Source organism: Rhizobium sp. CCGE 510 (assembly GCF_000292525.1).
Lineage (GTDB): Bacteria > Pseudomonadota > Alphaproteobacteria > Rhizobiales > Rhizobiaceae > Rhizobium.
Genome location: NZ_AEYF01000044.1, coordinates 297,111 through 310,505 on the forward strand (window position 1 = coordinate 297,111; position 13,395 = coordinate 310,505).

10 protein-coding genes are annotated in these 13,395 nt (G+C 61.9%); 3 read left to right on the plus strand and 7 right to left on the minus strand.

Annotated features, from left to right (window positions below; all coding sequences use genetic code 11):
- Window positions 1–26: 26 nt before the first annotated feature.
- The 3 genes from galE to mscL form a co-directional block, all read right to left on the minus strand.
- Window positions 27–1,061 carry a UDP-glucose 4-epimerase GalE gene (gene galE / locus RCCGE510_RS21535; RefSeq protein ID WP_007633487.1) on the minus strand — a complete coding sequence of 345 codons (1,035 nt, stop codon included), beginning with the start codon at window positions 1,059–1,061 and terminating at the stop codon, window positions 27–29.
- Window positions 1,062–1,255: 194 nt separating this feature from the next.
- Window positions 1,256–2,422, minus strand: coding sequence for a pyridoxal phosphate-dependent aminotransferase (locus RCCGE510_RS21540; protein ID WP_007633488.1), 1,167 nt, complete (start codon window positions 2,420–2,422; stop codon window positions 1,256–1,258).
- Between the two features lie 325 nt (window positions 2,423–2,747).
- The gene (gene mscL, locus RCCGE510_RS21545) at window positions 2,748–3,185 is read right to left on the minus strand and encodes a large conductance mechanosensitive channel protein MscL (protein WP_007633490.1); all 438 of its coding nucleotides are present in this window, start codon (window positions 3,183–3,185) and stop codon (window positions 2,748–2,750) included.
- A gap of 221 nt (window positions 3,186–3,406) precedes the next feature.
- On the opposite strand from mscL, the gene RCCGE510_RS21550 reads away from it, so the two are divergent.
- Window positions 3,407–6,910: a hybrid sensor histidine kinase/response regulator gene (locus tag RCCGE510_RS21550; RefSeq protein ID WP_007633492.1), complete on the plus strand. Its 3,504-nt coding sequence runs from the start codon at window positions 3,407–3,409 to the stop codon at window positions 6,908–6,910.
- A 3-nt stretch (window positions 6,911–6,913) separates the two neighbouring features.
- Here RCCGE510_RS21550 and RCCGE510_RS21555 read toward each other — a convergent pair whose 3' ends face one another.
- Window positions 6,914–7,471 carry a TetR/AcrR family transcriptional regulator gene (locus RCCGE510_RS21555; RefSeq protein ID WP_007633493.1) on the minus strand — a complete coding sequence of 186 codons (558 nt, stop codon included), beginning with the start codon at window positions 7,469–7,471 and terminating at the stop codon, window positions 6,914–6,916.
- 189 nt (window positions 7,472–7,660) lie between these two features.
- Between RCCGE510_RS21555 and RCCGE510_RS21560 the strand changes: the two genes are divergently transcribed.
- Complete coding sequence (locus tag RCCGE510_RS21560; RefSeq protein WP_007633494.1) at window positions 7,661–8,854, plus strand: MFS transporter; 1,194 nt, start codon at window positions 7,661–7,663, stop codon at window positions 8,852–8,854.
- Window positions 8,855–8,915: 61 nt separating this feature from the next.
- Here the strand turns inward: RCCGE510_RS21560 and RCCGE510_RS21565 are convergent, their stop codons facing one another.
- The 3 genes from RCCGE510_RS21565 to RCCGE510_RS21575 form a co-directional block, all read right to left on the minus strand.
- Window positions 8,916–11,273, minus strand: coding sequence for a methyl-accepting chemotaxis protein (locus RCCGE510_RS21565; RefSeq protein WP_007633495.1), 2,358 nt, complete (start codon window positions 11,271–11,273; stop codon window positions 8,916–8,918).
- A gap of 260 nt (window positions 11,274–11,533) precedes the next feature.
- Window positions 11,534–11,998 (minus strand): nuclear transport factor 2 family protein, encoded by a 465-nt coding sequence (locus RCCGE510_RS21570; protein WP_037079526.1) that lies wholly within the window; start codon window positions 11,996–11,998, stop codon window positions 11,534–11,536.
- 83 nt (window positions 11,999–12,081) lie between these two features.
- On the minus strand, window positions 12,082–12,486 hold the full coding sequence (locus RCCGE510_RS21575; protein ID WP_007633497.1) for a GFA family protein: 405 nt from the start codon (window positions 12,484–12,486) through the stop codon (window positions 12,082–12,084).
- Window positions 12,487–12,544: 58 nt separating this feature from the next.
- Here RCCGE510_RS21575 and RCCGE510_RS21580 point away from each other — a divergent pair, with 58 nt between their 5' ends.
- Window positions 12,545–13,045, plus strand: coding sequence for a MarR family transcriptional regulator (locus RCCGE510_RS21580; RefSeq protein WP_192815336.1), 501 nt, complete (start codon window positions 12,545–12,547; stop codon window positions 13,043–13,045).
- Window positions 13,046–13,395: the final 350 nt, after the last annotated feature.

Consider the following 13,395-nt stretch of genomic DNA (forward strand, 5'->3'; position numbering starts at 1 on the left):
GCGCTGGTAGACAGTTTTCATACCACTCAGAACGAAGCGGCTGCGAGTGCCCGGTGGATGCTGTGCAGATCGTCGACGTTTCTGTTCGACAGGAAGATTTCCCAATCGAGCGAGCTTTGGACGATGGTTTCGAGCGAATCGTGCCTGGGCTTCCAGTCGAGCACCTGCCGGGCGAGCGAGGCGTCGGCGACAACGCTGGCCGAATCGCCGGCGCGCCGCGGCGCCATGTGGATCTTGAAGGAATGTCCGTGCAGGCGGGTGACCATGTTCAGCACATCGAGCACGGAATAGCCGCTGCCGTAACCGCAATTGGCAACGAGCGAGCCCTTGTCCCTGCGCAGGTGCTGCAGCGCTTTCAGATGGGCATCGACAAGATCGGTGACATGGATGTAGTCGCGCACGCCGGTGCCGTCATGGGTGGGGTAATCGATACCATAGACGCTGACGCTGTCGCGCCGGCCGAGCGCTGCCTCGCAGGCAACCTTGATGAGGTGGGTGGCGCCGGAGGTCGACTGCCCGGCGCGGTGGTCGGGATCGGCGCCGGCGACGTTGAAGTAGCGCAACGCGACGTAGTTGAAATCATAGGCGGCGGCGGCATCGCGCAGCATGAACTCGGTCATCAGCTTCGACTGGCCGTAAGGATTTTCCGGATTGAGGGAGGCCGTCTCCTTCACCGGCAGATCGGTCTTTTGCTGACCGTAAACGGCCGCCGTCGAGGAGAAGACGAAGTTTCGGATGCCGGCTTGGACCGAGGCGGAGAGCAGCGCCCGGGTCTTGCCTGAGTTGTTGTCGTAATAGGAGAGCGGATCGGCAACCGAGACCGGGACGACGGCGGAGCCGGCGAAATGGACGATCGCCTCGATGTCGTTTTCGATGAAGATCTTCTTCAATATGTCGGCATCAGCGACGTCACCGAGATAGAAGCGCGCCGCCGGTGCCACGGCCCAGCGAAAGCCTGTGGAGAGGCGGTCGAGCACGACCACATCCTCGCCTGCATCGAGCAGCGCCCAAACCATGTGACTGCCGATATATCCGGCGCCGCCCGTCACCAAAACCGCCATGACCCGCATCCCTGCTTTCGTTTGATAAGCAGGGGCATCAGGCCCGGTTTTTCCTTCCAATTTTCTTATCGAACCGCCGTTCGAGGCCGTTTGAACCGGTATGTTTGGACTTGTGGTTAGAGGCCGATTTCAGGCTTTGCTCAAGTTTTATCGATCGGACGATTCCGGCACGAAATCGCCGACCGAGCCGCTTCTCAGAGCTTGAGGATATAGTCGCAGAGACGCTCGGCCGCGATCGCCACCTGGGCGGGATCGCGCAGGAAACAGGCGCGCAGGAAGAGTTCGCCGCCAGGCCCGAACGCGGTGCCGGGGGCGAGGCCGACGCCTGTCTTGTCGACGATATCGAGTGCCGCCCTACGGCTGTCGGCGACGCCGTCGATCTTGAGGAAGGCGTAGAGCGCGCCGTCAGGTTTCAGCGTTTCGACGCGGTTGGTGGCGACAAGCGCGTCGCAGAGAATATCGCGGGAGCGGGTCGCCTTGGCGATATTGGCGGCGACGAAATCGTCGCCTTCATTCAGGGCGGCGACGGCGCCCTTTTGCATGAACTGCGCCACGCCCGATGTGGAATACTGGATGAGGTTTTCGAGGACCTGGCCCATTTCAGGCGGGGCGACGATCCAGCCGACGCGCCAGCCGGTCATCGACCAGTTCTTCGAGAAGGAATTGACGAAGATGATCTTGTCGTCCGGCTCCATCACATCGAGGAACGAGGGTGCCCGACCGCCGGCAAAGTAATAGAGGGCGTAGATTTCATCGGCCAGGATCCAAAGGTCGTGCCGGCGGGCCAGCGCCAGGATATCGCCCAGATCCTTGCTGGTTGCGGTCCAACCCGTCGGGTTTGACGGGGTGTTGATGAAGATGCCCCTGGTCTTCGGGGTGATCGCGGCTTCGATGCGGTTCAGATCGACCGCCCATTTACCGCCTTCGAATTGCAGTTCGACACCGACGGAGCGTGCACCTGCTATCTCCAGAGCGGCGGCGATATTCGGCCAGGAAGGCGAGAGGTAAACCAGCTCGTCACCAGGCGAGGTCAGCGTCTGCACGGCGATCTGGATCGCCTGCATGCCGGAACCGGTGACATAGAAATGCTCGATCGGAAGCCGGATTCCGAAATGTCTCAAGTAATAATCCGAAAGCGCCTGACGAAGCTCCGGAATGCCGCGCTGCCAGGTGTAAAAGGTTTCGCCAGCGGCAAGCGCGTCCATCGCCGCCCGGCTGATGAAATCCGGCGTCGGCAGGTCGCCTTCACCCACCCAGAGCGGCAACAGGCCTTCACGGCCACGGGCATAGTTGACGACTTCGACGATCCCGCTTTCTGGCGCCGCCATGGCGCGCGGGCTGAGGCTCTTCACGATAGACATGCACATCTCCGGTTTCCGCATTCATAGTGGATTTGCGTCGGCAAATCCCATGATATCCAGTGATGGCATATTGATTTTCGTGATGAATGGCCGGGCCGGGCCGGCGGTAAAAAATTCCCTGGGGAGATTGATGCTTGCCCCTCATTCGCCTGCCGGCACCTTCTTCCCGCTTGCGGGTCGAAGGGGTATGCCGCGACCTCTCCGTTCTCATCAACCTCGCGCGGGCACGTCCCCTCTCCCCGTTTTTCACGGGGAGTCCGACGGACGGGTCGAGACCAGTGGCTCGACCCCGGTCGGTTAGGGTGAGGGCAGCCTCCAGCCCCGATCAGGCCGTCGGGCGCTTGGCGAGGAGATCGCGGATCTCGGTCAGCAGCTGAACGTCCGCAGGCGGCGGCGGCAGCTCTTCCGGTGCGGTCTTTTCCTGCCGCTCGACCTGAGCACGCAGGGTGTTGACGCCCTTGACCATCAGAAAAATGATCCAGGCGAGAATGAGAAAGTTGATGAGTACGGTAAGGAAGCTGCCATAGGCAAAGACCGCCCCTTGCGCGCGAGCGGCGGCAAGCGTCGGGGCGTTGACGGCCGACGAAAGCGGCAGGAAATAGTTCGAAAAATCGAAGCCGCCGAAAATGGCGCCGACGATCGGCATGATCAGGTCGTCGACCAGCGATTTGACGATGCCGCCGAAGGCCCCGCCGATGATGACGCCGACTGCAAGATCCATGACATTGCCGCGGGCGATAAAGGCCTTGAACTCATTGAGCATCGCATCCGTCTCCCTCTGATGTAGTTCAAAGATATGCAGTTGTTTTTATTAGCTACATCTTCACTGCAATTAATCAATCGGCAATCGCAATTATTTGGCAATGCCTCCGGCGGTCTTTGACTTAAGACCTAGACGGCCAGGAATTTTCAAAGCACGTGAAATAACTTAAGCTGCCACACGTTGCGGGAGGTCCCGGCGGATGTTCCGCCGGCGGAGGGTCAATGCTTCCAGGCTGGGTCATATTCGCGTCTGCCTTCGGCTATCTGCTCCTGCTTTTCGCCGTGGCCAGCTATGGCGACCGCAAGAAGCGCGGCCAGGGCGGGCTCGAAGGCGGATGGCCGGTGGTCTATGCACTGAGCCTTGCGATCTACTGCACCTCCTGGACCTATTTCGGCAGCGTCGGCCTTGCCGCACAACGCGGCCTGGAATTTGCCGGAATCTATATCGGCCCGATCCTCGTCTTCACGCTCGCCATGCCGCTGCTTCGCCGCATCATCGAGCTCGCCAAGGCGGAGAAGCTCACCTCGGTTGCCGATTTCGTCGCCGCGCGCTACGGCAAAAACCCAACGGTCGCAACGATCGTCGCGCTGATTTCGCTGATCGGCACCATTCCCTATATCGCGCTGCAGCTCAAGGCGATCTCGAGCACCGTCAGCGCCATGGTCAACCCGTCCGATTACGGCATCGGCAGCGGCAATCTCTACTTCCTCGACCTGCCGCTCATCGCGACGCTGGTGCTGGCCTGCTTCGCCATCATGTTCGGCACGCGGCATACGGATGCGACGGAACACCAGGACGGCCTGATCCTCGCGGTCTCGATGGAATCCGTCGTCAAGCTCGTCGCCTTCCTGACCGCCGGCATCTGCGTCATCTGGTTTCTCTTCGATGGCCCGACCGATCTCTGGCATAAGACTGTCGACAACGAGCTGGTCATGGCGGCGCTCAACTACCATACGCCGATCAGCCGGTGGATCACGCTGATCCTCCTCTCGGCCTTCGCGATCATCCTGCTGCCGCGGCAATTCCACGTGACGGTCGTCGAAAACCGGACGCCGAAACAGCTGAAACTCGCCGGCTTCCTGTTTCCCACTTATCTCATCGCCATCAATCTCTTCGTGCTGCCGGTGGCGATCGGCGGGCTGCTGACCTTCGGCGGCGCGGGTAACGCCGATTTCTACATGCTGTCGCTGCCGCTTGCCGGCCAGATGCCGGTGGTGTCGCTGATCACCTTCATCGGCGGCTTCTCCGCCGCAACGGCGATGGTCATCGTCGATTCCGTGGCGCTGTCGATCATGGTGTCGAACGACATCATCATGCCGATCTTCCTGAGGCGCAAACTCGCCGGCCGCGCCAGCATGCGCGACAATTTTGCCAAGACCCTGCTCAACATCCGCCGCAGCGCCATCTTCGCCGTGCTGTTGTTCGGCTACGCCTACTACCGCTCGACCGACAGCACCGCCGGCCTTGCCTCGATCGGCCTGCTTTCTTTCGCGGCAATCGCGCAGATCGCCCCTGCCCTCATCGGCGGTCTGATCTGGCGGCGGGCGAATGCACGCGGCGCGATCCTCGGGCTTTCCTCCGGCTTCATCATCTGGATCTACCTGCTGTTCCTGCCCTCGCTCGGCGGTCCCGATTATTCCTATGTGGCCAGCGCCGTGCTTGGCTTCATCTTTCCCGGGACGACGTTGTTCACCGCAGCCGAGGCCGACCCCCTGGTCAATGCAACGGCGATGAGCCTGCTCGTCAACACCGCCTTCTTCGTCGTCGGCTCGCTCACCCGCAATGCCCGGCCGCTTGAACGCATCCAGGCTGGCATCTTCGTCAAGCGGCATTCGCGCTCGCAATTTGCCACGCGCGGCTGGAAGACCCGCATCAGCGTCGGCGATCTCAAGGCGGCGATCTCGCGTTATCTCGGCGAAGAGCGGATGCAGCGTTCTTTGACGACTTACGAACAAAGCTCCGGCCGCAAGCTGGAGGACGAACAACCGGCCGACATGGCGCTCATCCATTTCAGCGAGCAGCTGCTCGGCAGCGCCATCGGCTCGTCGTCAGCCCGGCTGGTGCTGTCCTTGATCCTGCAGAAGATCGAGGATGCCTCTTCCGACACCGCCTGGCTGCTCGACCAGGCAAGCGAGGCGCTGCAATATAACCAGGACATGCTGCAGACCGCGCTTTCGCAGATGGATCAAGGCATTGCGGTGTTCGACAGTTCCAACCGGCTGACGATCTGGAACCGGCGCTTCCGGCAATTGCTGGATCTGCCGGAAAGCGCCGGCCAGGTCGGTTTTCCCCTTGCCGACATCGTCACCACGCTGAGTGAGCGTGGCGACATCGCGCCCGGCGATCTCAATCAGACGGTGCGGCATTTCCTGACCCTCGACAAACCCTTCGCACTGGTGCTCAGCGGCGGCGAGCGGATCATCGAGGTGCGCTCCAATGCCATGCCCGACAAGGGCATCGTCGCGACCTTCACCGATATCACCCAGCGCGTCAGCGCCGACCAGGCGCTGAAACAGGCGAATGAGACGCTGGAGCAGCGCGTCGCCGAACGCACCGCCGAGCTGACCCGGGTCAACCACGAACTCGCAGAGGCGCGCGCCGCCGCCGACGAGGCGAATATCGGCAAGACCCGCTTTTTCGCCGCCGCCGGCCACGATATTCTGCAGCCGCTGAACGCCGCCAGGCTCTATTCCTCGGCGCTGGTCGAGCGCATGGCGCAATCCGACAACAGCCCGATCGTGCGCAACATCGATTCCGCGCTGGAATCGGTCGAGACCATTCTCGGCGCCGTGCTCGATATATCCAGGCTCGACACCGGGGCCATGCGGCCGCGCCTCGCCGCCGTGGCACTTTCCGACCTGTTGGAGCGGATCGAGACCGACTTTGCACCGATCGCCCGCGAGAAACAGCTGAAGCTGGTGGTCATGCCGACGTCGCTCAGGGTGCGCTCCGACCCCAATCTTCTGCGACGGCTGGTGCAGAACCTCGTTTCCAATGCCATCAAATACACGATCACCGGCAAGGTGCTGGTCGGCGCGCGGCGGCGCGGCAACCAGGTGATCATTCAGGTGATCGATTCCGGCATCGGCATTCCGCCGTCGAAATTCCGCACGGTGTTCAAGGAATTCGCCCGGCTGGACGAAGGCGCCAAAACCGCCTCCGGCCTCGGGCTCGGTCTTTCGATCGTCGACCGCATCGCCCGCGTTCTCAACCATCCGGTCGAGTTGCACTCGACGCATGGCAAGGGTACGGAGTTCCGCATCGCCATGCCGCTCGACGTCTCGCGACCGGCGGAGGCTGCAGCGGCCACCACTGCCGCCGACCGTCCGGGGCAGCCGCTGAGAGGGCTGAAGATCCTCTGCATCGATAACGAACCGAAGATTCTCGAAGGCATGCGGCTGCTGCTCAGCGGCTGGGGCTGCGAGGTCGAGGCGCTGGATAGCCTCGCCGAGGTGATATCAAGCGATGGCCATGGCGGGCCGCCGGATCTCGTCATCGCCGATTATCATCTCGACGACGGCACCGGCATTGCCGCGATCCTGCATCTGCGCCGGCAGTTCGGAGCCGATATCCCCGCCCTGATGATCACGGCCGACCGGACGCCGGAGGTGCGCAGCGAGGCCGAGCGATACGGCATCGCCGTTCAGCACAAACCGGTGCGGCCGGCAGCGCTGCGCGCCTATATCACCCAGATTTCCGGCTTGAAGCGCGCGGCTGCAGAGTAAGGGTCAGTCCGCAGCGTCCATGACGCGCGCGATGAGATCACGGACCCGCGCCGCATCCGGCACATCGCCGAACAGGATGCGATACATGATCGGCGCCACGACCTGATCCATGACGCGCTCGAGTTCCGGAAAGACCTCGCCGCGAACCTTTGCCCTTTCGGCGATGACGCCGATCTGCTGGCGGGTATACTCGCTGCATTTGCAGGCATTTGTGCCCGTTTGTGCCGCCAGCACGTCGCGGATCATCTCGCGGCCCGGCCCGGAAGACATTTCCTCGGCATACTGCTCGGCCCAGGCTTCAAGATCGGCCCTGCCGCCGCCGGCATCGACCGGCTGCATATCCGGCCGCAGCCGCTCGACGGCAACGTCGGCAAGAAGCGCCTGAAGCTCGCCCCAGCGGCGATAGATGGTCGACGGCGTCACACCGGCCTTGGCAGCGATCAGCGGGATCGTCACCTCGGCGCGGTTCGTCTCGGCCAACAGCTCATGGACCGCCTTGTGAACCGATGCCTGAACCCGCGCGCTTCTGCCGCCCGGACGGAGATTCTCTTTTACCGCCATGCCTGCAATCCAACTTTCGTATCTTCGTTTTATGCATGTCGTTATCCGGAACCGCTGCACGCTTCCGGGCGACAGGCATACCATGGTTCAAAATCTTTGACAGAACCATAAACGCAAAGAATTTGCCTTTACCGTGCAATCGCCTTAAATGAAGCTAACGCAATTATTTGGCTTTAAGAGGGCTTGTATATGGCCGCCGCAACCAAATCCACCGAGAATGCGCAGCACCCCTCGATCGGCTTTCATGCGCTGACACTCGCCGCCTTCTTCGGCGCTTCCGCAGCGCCGACGCCGCTCTACCGGATCTATCAGCAGAACTTCTCCCTGTCGCCGGTGCTGATCACGGTGGTCTTCGCGGTCTACGCCTTCGCGCTGCTGGCGGCGCTGCTGACCGCCGGTTCGCTCTCTGACCATCTCGGCCGCAAGCCGGTGATCTTTTTCGCCCTTGTGCTCGAAATCATCGCCATGGGCCTCTTCGTCGTCGCCAGCGGCCCGGGCTGGCTGATCGCGGCACGGATCGTCCAGGGTATTGCGACCGGTATCGCCGGCGCCTCGCTTGGCGCGGCCCTCGTCGATGTCGACCGGGCAAAGGGACAGATCGTCAATTCGATTGCGCCGCTTTGCGGCATGGCGGTCGGCGCGGTCGGCACCAGCGCCTTGATCCAATACGGCCCCTTCCCGATGCATCTCATTTATGCGCTGCTGCTTGCCGTCTTCGCCCTGCTGGCAGCCGGCATCTGGCTGACGCACGAGACCGGCGGCACGCGGCCGGGCGCGCTCGGTTCGCTGATCCCCAGGGTCGCCATTCCCCAGCAGGTAAAGCGGCCGCTGTCGCTGGTGACGCCGATCAACATCGCCAACTGGACGCTTGCCGGCTTCTATCTCTCGCTGGTCCCGTCGCTGGTCGCCAGCACCACCGGCAGCGGCGCGCCGCTGACGGGTGGCGCGGTGGTGACCGCGCTGATGGCGAGCGGGGCGATCGCCGTCTATCTCAGGCGCAGCAGGTCGGCCCCGGCCAATCTCCGTTTCGGCGTGTCGGCAAAAACGCTCGGCATCCTGACCGTCGTTGCCGGCGTGCATCTCGCCAATGTGCCGCTGCTTCTGATCGGCACCGTCTTCACCGGCGCCGGTTTCGGCACCAATTTCCTCGGTTCGATCGGCACCATCATGCCGCTCGCCAAGGCGGATGAGCGGGCCGGGCTGCTGTCAGCCTTCTACGTCCAGAGCTATCTCGCCTTCAGCCTGCCGGCGATCCTTGCCGGCTTCCTGGCGAAATCGGCCGGTTATGCGCTGACGACGGATATCTATGCAACGGCCATCCTGCTGCTGATGGGCGTCGGATTGCTGGGGCTTCGCGCCGGCCGTCGGAAGGCGGCGGCCTGAGGACGGCCGCCGCGATCATCCATGACGGGGATCCGTCACCGCGTTCCGTTGAACGATCGGGTCAGAAATCCTCCCAGCCGTGGTCGGCCGGAGCTGTTGCCTTCGAGCCGCCACCCAGAGCGGTCGCCAGCGTCCTCTTCAATGCGCGGGCCGGAGAGGGAACCGGGATGGCCGCATGCGACGATACGATTTTCGGAGCGGCGATCGGACGCGGCGCATTCGGACGCGATATTGCCGACGTCATGCCCGTGCCCGTATCAAGCCGAAACTGACCCAACCGTCCGGACAAAGCAGAGACCTCGGTCGCAAGCGTGTGGGCGGCCGCATTGGACTCCTCCACCATCGCTGCATTCTTCTGCGTCGCCTGATCCATCTGATTGACGGCGGTATTGATTTCCTGAAGGCCGGTCGACTGCTCACGGGCGGATTGAACGATCGCGTGGACGTTGCGGTCGATCTGCTGCACCTCCTGAACAATCCCGTCCAACGCATCGCCGGTCTCACGCACCAGCGCAACACCATGGCGCACCTGGCCGCCTGAAGCGCCGATCAGCGCCTTGATCTCCTTGGCCGCGCCGGCCGAGCGCTGCGCCAGTTCCCGGACCTCCTGAGCAACAACGGCAAAGCCCTTGCCGGCTTCACCGGCGCGCGCGGCCTCGACGCCGGCATTCAGCGCCAGCAGGTTTGTCTGGAAGGCGATCTCGTCGATGACGCCGATAATATTCGAGATCGACTTGGAGGACTGTTCGATGTCGTTCATCGCTTCGACAGCCCGTTGCACGATCTGGCCCGAGCGTTCGGCATTTGCCTTGGTGCGAACAACCATCGATCCAGCTTCTTCGGCACGCGCCGTGGAATCCTTGACGGATGTCGTGATCTGCTCGAGCGCTGCGGCAGTTTCCTCGACGGAGGCAGCCTGTTGTTCCGTCCGGCGCGCAAGATCGTCGGCAGCAGCACGGATCTCTTCGGTGCCGCTTTGGATGACCTCGGCATTTTGGGAGAACGACACCAGCGCCGAACGCAGTTTGACGACCGACTCGTTGAAATTGATGCGGGTCTCGTCAAGCGTCGCTGCGAAAGGATGCTCGAGTGCGCTCGTCATGTCGCCTCCCGCAAGCTTCGCCAGGCCTAGCGCCAATTCACCGACGGCGAATTTGACGTCGGCTTCCTGGGCCTCGTCGACCCGGGCGCGCTCTGCACGCTCCTTTTCCTGCAGCGCGCGGTTTTCTTCTGCCTCGACCTGCAGACGCGCCCTTTCGCGGTTACTCTCCAACAATGCCTTCAGCGAGCGCGACAGGTCGCCGATTTCGTCCTTCGCGTCGCTGTCCTTCAGGCTCACATCGAGTTTGCCTGCAGCAATCTCGGCAGTCTCGCCGATGACGCTGGAAATCCGACCGACGAACCGGCGTGCTATCAGCCACCCGGCGACGCCCAGCAGCAAGGCCGCCAAGCCTGTTGCGAGAACGGCATCCCGCACCACCGCATACAGAGGCCCAAAGAGTGTTGCCTTCGGGACCGAAACGATCGCATACCAATCCGGGCTCTCGGCAAGCTTGACCGCGATGGCAATCGCCAGCGATACACTGCCGTCCTCATTGGTCACCTCACGCTCAACACCGGGATTGGCGATAAGACGATCCCAATCCGCAGTCTTTACTCCCGCCTCGGAAAGGCTTTTGCCGATGAGGCCCGCATCCGGATGACTGACAATCTTGCCGGCGCTGGTCACCAGGCCAAGGAAGCCCTCCCCCATCGGTCGAACGGCTGACAGCGCCTTGTTGGTGTCCTGAAGCGAAAGGTCAAGGCCTGCAACGCCAACGGCTTTGCCGTCGATGACAATCGGCTTGGTGACGGAGGTCATCAAGACGTCTTTTCCATCGATCGCATAAGAATACGGCTCGATGATAACGGTTTTGCGCTGTGTGAACGGCAGCTGATAGTAGTCGCCCGCTCCAGCCACGGTGTAATCGGTCAACGCGGTATGGGTGATCTGCCCCCCGCTTCGCACCCAATAGGGCACATAGCGGCCCGTCGCGTCGTGTCCTTCCTTGCCGACATAATCCTTGTCCTTGCCGTCGAAAGCATTCGGCTCCCATCCGGTCCAAGTCCCAAGGACTGGGGGGTTGGCTTGCAGCATGTTGAGCAGGATCTTGTCCGCCCTGGCACGATCGGTGTCGCCGATCTCCTTCATCGTCGTCAGCACGACGTCAAGGCTGTCCACGATATGCACGGAGCCGCCGATATTCTTTTCGACTTTCAGCGCCTCGACTGTGGCGATCTGGCGCATCTGATCGATGCTGCCGCTGCGAATTTCCGTATAGGAACGATAGAAAATCACGCTGGAAGCGACAATAACGGCAATGACGCCGCAGGCCGCCACAGAAAAAAGATTGCGACTTGTCGTAGACTTGAAAAGCATGTTCTCCGCCCGCCTTGCTGCTGTACTGACGCACGCCTTAAGTCAAATTCGCCGGCACGTATAAACAACCGTCATCCAGCAGAAACTGAAGGCCTCCCAATCTCCATGCTTGCAAAATTTGATTAAAACAAAGTTCTTATTCTCAAAAGCACACCCGCGATCCTTCATATTCGCGCCCGTTCTTTAAGTCTTTGTTTTTAGGCATGTCCTTGCGACAAACCATTGCACGGTCTGAGCGACATGCTTGATCGGCAACGGAATTATTCGCCAGGGCCTGCACTTTGCGGTTTCAGATCGAGCAGCGCACGGCCGCTGCCATCCATGGCGAAGGGCACTGAGGCGTGCTGATGGACGACCAGCCAGCGGCCATCCCGCTTGACGAGGCCGAGGGTCTGGCGAAACCAGAGATCAACCTCGGTGCCATCGGTCTTGGTCCCGGTCATGCGCATGAGACCGCTCCAGAAGGCGACATCGCCGCCGACCGTCAATCTGGCATCGCGCACTTCGCCGCCGATCGGGCCTTGCCAGGTATTGAACCAGGCCTGCAGGCCGGCTGCGTCCTTGCCATTGCAGACGAGCGGCGGCGCCAGCGAGAACTCGACGGAATCCTCGGCTTCATAGGAAAGTGCCTCCTCGGCGTTCTTTTCACTGAGCGCCTTGGCCCGCATCATCAGCATGGCGATGACCGCCTCTTCTTCATGCCTGGCATTGGCTTCGTCTTTCACGATCATTCTCCTTCTCCATTATAGGCAGAAGACGAACGGGAGGACGACGGACCGACACCGATTCTAAAGCTCTTTGACTTGCATCAGAGATAACTCGTCACCGCCGGCTCGTTCCACCACGCATCGTGCCTGCCGTCGGCATAACGGACGGGCAAGGCTGCCAGTTCCTCAGGGGAGATATCGTCGAGGCAGGCGATGTTGATCGAGACATAGGCGCCGCCGATCGCCTCGACATAACCATTGCCGTAGGCCGGCACGCCGCAGCTGCGGCAGAAGCGGTGATGACCGCTCATCGTGTTGAACTGGTAGTCTGATGTCTCAGCCTCGTCGCACATCAGCCGGAAATCTTCCGGCTTGACGTTGACACCCCAATAGCGCCGCTTGGCGCAGATCGAGCAATTGCAGCGGCCGGTGCCCTCCGCGAGGTCCACGTCCACCTCGTAATGCACTTTGCCGCAATGGCAGCTTCCCTTGTAAGTTTTCTTCACGGTGCGCTCCTCCTTCGACGTTGCCTTTGCAGTCGCGATATGACAATATGTTGTCATTATGGACGAGATACAAAATAGACAACATGTTGTCAAACGAAATCGACCGACGCGGACGATGGAAGGCGATGCCTTTTCCGCTTTTGCGATCACGGCCCTTCGCCTCGCCGGTCACCTGACGGCAGCCGGCGACCGGCTGGCAAAACCCTCAGGACAGACCAGCGCCCGCTGGCAGGTGCTGGCCGCGGCAAGGCGCAACGACATGTCGGTGGCGCAGATCGCTCGTTCGCTCGGCCTCGCCCGCCAAGGCGTGCAGCGGCTTGCCGACATGCTGGAGAGGGAAGGGTTGATCGCCTATGCCGACAATCCGCAGCACCAGCGCGCCAAGCTGGTGCTGCTGACGGCGGAAGGGGCCGCCCGGCTGGGGGTGATCGAGGTGGCGCAGGCCGGATGGGCCGACGGGCTCGGTGCTGCGTTTACGTCAGCCGAACTCGATGCGGCGCGCGCGGTCATGGCGCGGGTGATGGAGATGCTGGAGAATGACGGGGCGGCTGGAGGCTGAGCGGCTTACCTGTCATGCGAGGCTTGTTGTCGCCGTCGCCGAGCGAAATCGAACGATTGTTTAAAGTCGTGCCGTGAGCGCCCCCTCTGCCCTGCCGGGCATCTCCCCCACAGGTGGGGAGATTGGCTGGGCGCCCCGACTTCCCCAAATAATCAACGCTTCAACATGTCAGTTACGGCAAGACGCCGAAGAGGTCCGGTGGGCCGGCCACTTGTCGATCTCCCACCTGTGGGGGAGATGCCCGGCAGGGCAGAGGGGGGTGTCGCGGACGCATGTCTTGGGAAATGGACAGCATCGGCCGCCCAGAAACAAAAAAAGGCCGGGCTAACCCGACCTTCCCTGCTATCTCA

What these genes read in the sequence shown, in the direction of transcription:
- galE (WP_007633487.1), bottom strand. Translation starts at nt 1,061, where the DNA reads ATGGCGGTTTTGGTGACGGGCGGCGCCGGATATATCGGCAGTCACATG.
- RCCGE510_RS21540 (WP_007633488.1), bottom strand. Translation starts at nt 2,422, where the DNA reads ATGTCTATCGTGAAGAGCCTCAGCCCGCGCGCCATGGCGGCGCCAGAA.
- mscL (WP_007633490.1), bottom strand. Translation starts at nt 3,185, where the DNA reads ATGCTCAATGAGTTCAAGGCCTTTATCGCCCGCGGCAATGTCATGGAT.
- RCCGE510_RS21550 (WP_007633492.1), top strand. Translation starts at nt 3,407, where the DNA reads ATGCTTCCAGGCTGGGTCATATTCGCGTCTGCCTTCGGCTATCTGCTC.
- RCCGE510_RS21555 (WP_007633493.1), bottom strand. Translation starts at nt 7,471, where the DNA reads ATGGCGGTAAAAGAGAATCTCCGTCCGGGCGGCAGAAGCGCGCGGGTT.
- RCCGE510_RS21560 (WP_007633494.1), top strand. Translation starts at nt 7,661, where the DNA reads ATGGCCGCCGCAACCAAATCCACCGAGAATGCGCAGCACCCCTCGATC.
- RCCGE510_RS21565 (WP_007633495.1), bottom strand. Translation starts at nt 11,273, where the DNA reads ATGCTTTTCAAGTCTACGACAAGTCGCAATCTTTTTTCTGTGGCGGCC.
- RCCGE510_RS21580 (WP_192815336.1), top strand. Translation starts at nt 12,545, where the DNA reads ATGGACGAGATACAAAATAGACAACATGTTGTCAAACGAAATCGACCG.